A 5,355-nucleotide genomic window follows, 5' to 3' on the forward strand; every position below is an offset into this window, starting at 1 on the left:
CGGCAAGCTGATCGCCGCGGTGCTGGACGGGCTGAAGGTGGCGAATTCTGACGAGGGCAACGCGGCCGTCGAGGCGGTGGTGAAGGCCAAGGTCGTGGCGCTCACCGATCGCTTCCCTCTCTATCCCTATCTCGGTTGACCTGAAGCCTCGCGTCATTCTTATTGGCCACCACGAGAAGCGCCGCTCCGGCTGGGGCGGCGTCCGGACAGGAGCCTTATTGATGACGCGAATTCTTTGTCTCGGCGCTCTTGCGGCGCTTCTAAGCGCCTCGCCGTTGACCGGCGCCGCCCAGGCGCAGACCACGACGACGGCGCCGAAGGCCGAGACGGCTCCGGCCGCATCGCCTGCGCCTGCATCTCCCAAGACCGAAACCTTCGGCAGGTGGTCCACCATCATCGATGAAGTCAACACCGGTGAGGACGTGCGCAGGACCTGCGCCGCCTCGACGGCGTTCCTCGACCAGAACGGCACCGGCGGCACGCTGACGCTCGCCATCTCGAACGGCGACGCCCTGCCGCCCGACGGCTATCCGAGCCTGGTCATCGCGCTGCGGAACAAGGATCTGCCGGCCGGCGAGAACATTCCCGCCGTGTTCGGTGACGACAAGGGCAAGGTCAAGGCGACTGTCAGTGCCGATATCGGCGACCAGTGGATGCTGGACAACAAGAAGGAGGTCGCGCTTGCCCTGTTGCGCGCCATGCGGCGCGCGGCCGCGATCGATGTCGTCTTCGCCAACAAGCCGGTTGCCAGCATATCGATGGACGGTTTCACCAAGGCCTACCGCAGCCTTGGCGCATCCTGCGGCTTCGCGACCAACGACGTCGCGCCCTGACAGGCAGCAAGGAGCCGCGCCATGGACATTCTCTGGAAAGGCGTCGTCGGCGGCCTCGTCACGGCGCTGATCGTCTGGGCCTCGAAGCGCGGCAACGTCCTGCCCGGCATCCTGCCGCTGGCGCCGACCTTCGCCGTCATCGCGCTGCTCGCCGTCGGCGCCAAGGGCAACTCGACAGGCTTTCGCGAGGCCTGCCTTGCCGGTTTCAGGACGATCCCGGCCTATCTCGCCTTCCTTGGCGCCTGCTGGCTGTTCATCGAACGGGTCGACTATCGGCTGGCCGTTCTCGGCGGCATCGCGGTCTGGCTGGCGGCGGCGCTGGCAATCTTCCTCGCGCCTCGCTATCTCTGAGGCACGAAGGCCGGCCGTCATTTGCCATTCCGGCAAAAAGCTCTAAGCCTTCCGCTCACCAAGAATCGCCAACCGAAGGCTCTCCATGCGCTGTCCCTACTGCCAGTCCGAAGATACGCAGGTGAAGGATTCGTGTCCCGCCGAGGATGGCGCGGCGATCCGCCGGCGGCGCGTCTGCCCCGATTGCGGCGGCCGTTTCACCACCTTCGAGCGCGTTCAGCTCCGCGACCTCGTCGTGGTCAAGAAATCCGGCCGCAAGGTGCCGTTCGACCGCGACAAGCTCCTGCGTTCGGTCGAGATCGCGGTGCGCAAGCGCAATGTCGATCCCGAGCGCATCGACCGCGCGGTGACCGGCATCGTGCGCCAGCTCGAAAGCTCCGGCGAGACGGAAGTGGCGTCGGGCGAGGTCGGCCGGCTGGTCATGGAGGCGCTGAAGTCGCTCGACGACGTCGCCTATGTCCGCTTCGCCTCGGTCTATCGCAATTTCCGCGAGGCCAAGGATTTCCACGAGCTGCTCGGCGAGCTGAAGGGCGACGAGGACAAGGGCGAAGAGGACGCCGGCTGAGCATGGCAGGGCCACAGGTGAGTCGAGCCGAGCAGGAGGCTCTCGATAGGCGCTTCATGGCGGCGGCGCTGAGATTGTCGCGGAAGAACGCCGGCCGCACCTCGACCAACCCATCCGTCGGCACGATCATCGTGCGCGACGATGGCGACGGGCCGATGATCGTCGGCACCGGCGTCACCGCGGTCGGCGGCAGGCCGCATGCCGAGACCGAGGCGCTGGCCGAGGCCGGCGAGCTCGCGCGTGGTGCTACGGCTTACGTTACATTGGAGCCCTGCGCCCATCACGGCCGCACGCCGCCTTGCGCCAACGCGCTGGTCAATGCCGGCATAGCCCGCGTCGTCGGTGCGGCGAGCGATCCCGATCCGCGTGTTTCCGGCCAGGGTTATGCCATCCTGCGCGCCGCCGGCATCGAGGCGGTGGAGAAGGTGCTGGCAGCCGAGGCCTCGGAGCAAATGGCTGGTTACCTGATTCGATCTCTCAAGAAACGCCCGGAAGTGATCCTGAAGCTTGCGCTTTCCAGCGACGGCAAGATCGGCATCGAAGGCGAGGGACAGGTCGCGATCACCGGCGATATCGCGCGTCGCGAAGTCTATCTGATGCGCGCCGAAGCCGACGCCATCCTGATCGGCATCGGCACCGCGCTGGAGGACGACCCGGCGCTGACCGTGCGGCTGCCTGGGCTGGAGAACCGCTCGCCGGCGCGCATCATCCTCGATCGCCAGATCAGGCTGCCTGAGGCGTCGAAGCTGGTCTCAGGCGTCGACCGCGTGCCGCTTTACATCGCCGCTTGCCTCGAGGCCGATCCGCAGCGGCGCGCCACGCTCGAACGCGCAGGCGTGCACTTCATCGGCACGGAAACCTATGGCGGTGAGGTGGCCTTGCCCGAATTGTTAGAGGATCTGGCCGCGCTCGGCATGGCGAGCGTGCTGGTCGAAGGCGGCGCCAAGGTGGCCAAGGCTTTCCTCGACGAAGGGCTGGTCGACCGCATCGTGCTGTTCGGCGGGCCGGACGCGATCGGCGAAGAGGGCATTGCATCGCCCATCGACGCCGACCATATCCCGGCAGGGTTTCGCAAGTTGCGCGAGATGCGCTTCGGCGAGGACAGCTACGCCGAGTGGGTAAGACCATGATCCCAAAAAGTGGGAACCGGTTTTTGGACCAGATCATGGTCAACCTGAAAAACAGAGATATTTGATGTTTACCGGAATTGTTACCGATGTCGGCACCGTCGCTGCCGTGAAGCCGCTCAGGGAAGGGGTCGGACTGCGCATCGACACCGCCTATGACCCGGAAGGCATCGCCATCGGCGCCTCGATCTCCTGCGCCGGCGTCTGCCTGACGGTGACGGCGCTGCCGGAAGGCGGCTCCAACGCGCGCTGGTTCGAGGTCGAGGCCTGGGAAGAAGCGCTCAGGTTGACGACCGCGATGGGCTGGAAATCCGGCACCAGGATCAATCTGGAACGGGCGCTGAGGATCGGCGACGAGCTCGGCGGCCACATCGTCTCCGGCCATGTCGACGGCACGGCCGAGATTATCGAGCGCAAGGACGAGGGCGACGCCGTGCGCTTCACGCTCGAAGCGCCGCGCGAGCTCGCGAAATTCATCGCGCCAAAGGGTTCGGTCGCGCTCGACGGCACCTCGCTCACCGTCAACAAGGTCGAGGGCACGCGCTTCGACGTGCTGCTCATCCACCATTCGCTGACCGTCACCACCTGGGGCGAACGCCAGGTCGGCGACCGCGTGAACCTCGAGATCGACACCATGGCCCGCTACGCGGCGCGCCTGGCGGAGGCCGCGAAAGAGGGGCTTTGAGCCACCCCCGCAAATTAGACCGGGCCTGAGCATCGGACAAAGCTTGCGAATGCTGCCGCTTCGGCCTAAGTCACCGGCGATCCCCGGAGACATCTATGGCTGGCATATCCCAACACGGCAAAGCGTTCATCCGTCCGAAGGACAAGGCGCACCTTCTCATCATCGAGGCGCGCTTCCATGACGACCTTGCCGACGCGCTGCTCGAAGGCGCAACGAGTGCACTGGACGAGGCAGGCGCGACCTATGACGTGGTCACAGTTCCGGGCTCGCTGGAAATCCCGGCAGTAATCACCTTCGCGCTCGACGGCGCCGCCGAAGGCGGCACCACCTATGACGGTTTCGTCGCGCTTGGCACCATCGTCCGCGGCGACACCTACCATTTCGATATTGTCGCCAATGAATCGAGCCGCGCGCTGATGGACCTCTCCGTGCAGGAAGCGATCTGTATCGGCAACGGCATCCTGGCCACCGAGAATGACGCCCAGGCCTGGACGCGCGCCAGACGCTCGGAAGGCGACAAGGGCGGCTTTGCCGCGCGCGCGGCGCTGACCATGATCGCCCTCAAACAGCAGCTGGGAGCCCGATCGTGAGCGAGCCCGCGTCGCCCGGCCAGCCCACGGTCCGCCACGCCAACAAGCGCGGCGCCGCCCGGCTCGCGGCCGTGCAGGCGCTCTACCAGATGGACGTTGCCGGCAGTGGCGTTATCGAGATCACGGCCGAGTACGAAGCGTTCCGGCTCGGCAAGGAAGTAGACGGCGCGCTCTATCGCGAGGCCGATGCACAATGGTTCCGCGCCATCCTCACCGGTGTTGTCGAGAACCAGAAGACCATCGATCCGGTCATCCGCCAGGCGCTAACCGACGACTGGCCGTTGTCACGGCTGGATTCGACACTGCGCGCCATCCTGCGCGCCGGCGTCTATGAATTGATGAAGCGCGACGACGTGCCGGTGGCGGTGATCGTCTCGGAATATGTCGACATCGCCAAGGCCTTCTACGAGGAAGACGAACCCAAGCTCACCAATGCCGTGCTTGATCGCGTATCGCGCCGGGTGCGCGGCGAGGGGCGCGGCAAGGATGCTTCATGACCGCCGCCGCTGCGGCCTTGGCCGCCGGAGCCGGAAGGGGGGCGCGCCGCACGGCGCTGCTGCTGGCAGCTGCCCAGGCGATCATCGGTTCGGCCGCCCCCATAGCCATTTCGCTTGGCGCGCTTGCCGGGCAGTACCTGCTTGGCCCCGACAAGTCGCTGGCGACGGCGCCAGTCACCGGTTTCAACATCGGTGTGGCTCTGGGCGCACTGCCGGCGGCGGCCATTATCCGCCAGCTCGGCCAGCGCGGCGGGTTCATGACCGGCACCGTCATCACCGCGCTCGGTGGGGTCGTCGCGACGCTGGCGCTGTTCCACCCGAATTTCTGGCTGTTCGCCTTCGGCCTGTTGGTGATCGGTGTCGGTGGCGCTTTCGTCCAACAGTTCCGTTTTGCCGCAGCAGACAACGCGCCGCCGGAGTTCAAGGCGCGCGCCATTTCGTTCGTGCTGGCCGGCGGCATCGTCACGGCCGTTCTCGGGCCGCAGATCGTGATCTTCACCCGCGAATCCTTCGCGCCCGTGATGTTCGCCGGCTCGTTCGCCTCTATCCTGGTGCTGTCGGCCGTCGGCGCCGTCATCCTATCGTTTCTGCGCATCGCGCCCAAGGCGGTCGGCGGCGCGGCGATCGATGACGGCGACGCCAGGCCGCTGTCGGAGATCGTCACCCAGCCGCGTTTCGTCGCGGCGCTGTTCTGCGCCGTCGGAAGC

The 5,355-nt window shown here is 66.3% G+C and carries 8 protein-coding genes and 1 pseudogene; all 9 read left to right on the forward strand.

Annotation, left to right across the window (positions count from 1 at the left end):
- Positions 1–139, forward strand: a pseudogene (gene glyA, locus EN742_RS22830) (serine hydroxymethyltransferase); the annotation flags it as partial.
- Positions 140–221: 82 nt separating this feature from the next.
- On the forward strand, positions 222–833 hold the full coding sequence (locus EN742_RS22835; RefSeq protein WP_127406416.1) for a hypothetical protein: 612 nt from the start codon (positions 222–224) through the stop codon (positions 831–833).
- A gap of 21 nt (positions 834–854) precedes the next feature.
- The gene (locus tag EN742_RS22840) at positions 855–1,184 is read left to right on the forward strand and encodes a GlpM family protein (protein WP_126054945.1); all 330 of its coding nucleotides are present in this window, start codon (positions 855–857) and stop codon (positions 1,182–1,184) included.
- An 85-nt stretch (positions 1,185–1,269) separates the two neighbouring features.
- Complete coding sequence (nrdR, locus tag EN742_RS22845) at positions 1,270–1,749, forward strand: transcriptional regulator NrdR (protein WP_128333304.1); 480 nt, start codon at positions 1,270–1,272, stop codon at positions 1,747–1,749.
- A gap of 2 nt (positions 1,750–1,751) precedes the next feature.
- Positions 1,752–2,879: a bifunctional diaminohydroxyphosphoribosylaminopyrimidine deaminase/5-amino-6-(5-phosphoribosylamino)uracil reductase RibD gene (gene ribD, locus EN742_RS22850; RefSeq protein WP_189375526.1), complete on the forward strand. Its 1,128-nt coding sequence runs from the start codon at positions 1,752–1,754 to the stop codon at positions 2,877–2,879.
- Positions 2,880–2,943: 64 nt separating this feature from the next.
- On the forward strand, positions 2,944–3,561 hold the full coding sequence (locus EN742_RS22855; protein ID WP_127406415.1) for a riboflavin synthase: 618 nt from the start codon (positions 2,944–2,946) through the stop codon (positions 3,559–3,561).
- Positions 3,562–3,656: 95 nt separating this feature from the next.
- Positions 3,657–4,151, forward strand: coding sequence for a 6,7-dimethyl-8-ribityllumazine synthase (gene ribH / locus EN742_RS22860; protein WP_127406414.1), 495 nt, complete (start codon positions 3,657–3,659; stop codon positions 4,149–4,151).
- Positions 4,148–4,648, forward strand: a complete 501-nt coding sequence (gene nusB / locus EN742_RS22865) for a transcription antitermination factor NusB (RefSeq protein WP_126054941.1) — start codon at positions 4,148–4,150, stop codon at positions 4,646–4,648. Before ribH ends, nusB begins: the two co-directional genes overlap by 4 nt.
- On the forward strand, positions 4,645–5,355 hold a 711-nt coding region (locus EN742_RS22870), incomplete at its 3' end, for an MFS transporter (protein WP_148670203.1). The genes nusB and EN742_RS22870, both read left to right, overlap by 4 nt.

The organism is Mesorhizobium sp. M4A.F.Ca.ET.020.02.1.1 (assembly GCF_004022645.1).
Taxonomy (GTDB): domain Bacteria; phylum Pseudomonadota; class Alphaproteobacteria; order Rhizobiales; family Rhizobiaceae; genus Mesorhizobium.

Bases quoted from the DNA above. Each gene is read 5' to 3' on its own strand.
- EN742_RS22835 (WP_127406416.1), top strand. From the start codon at position 222: ATGACGCGAATTCTTTGTCTCGGCGCTCTTGCGGCGCTTCTAAGCGCC.
- ribD (WP_189375526.1), top strand. From the start codon at position 1,752: ATGGCAGGGCCACAGGTGAGTCGAGCCGAGCAGGAGGCTCTCGATAGG.
- EN742_RS22855 (WP_127406415.1), top strand. From the start codon at position 2,944: ATGTTTACCGGAATTGTTACCGATGTCGGCACCGTCGCTGCCGTGAAG.
- ribH (WP_127406414.1), top strand. From the start codon at position 3,657: ATGGCTGGCATATCCCAACACGGCAAAGCGTTCATCCGTCCGAAGGAC.
- nrdR (WP_128333304.1), top strand. From the start codon at position 1,270: ATGCGCTGTCCCTACTGCCAGTCCGAAGATACGCAGGTGAAGGATTCG.
- EN742_RS22840 (WP_126054945.1), top strand. From the start codon at position 855: ATGGACATTCTCTGGAAAGGCGTCGTCGGCGGCCTCGTCACGGCGCTG.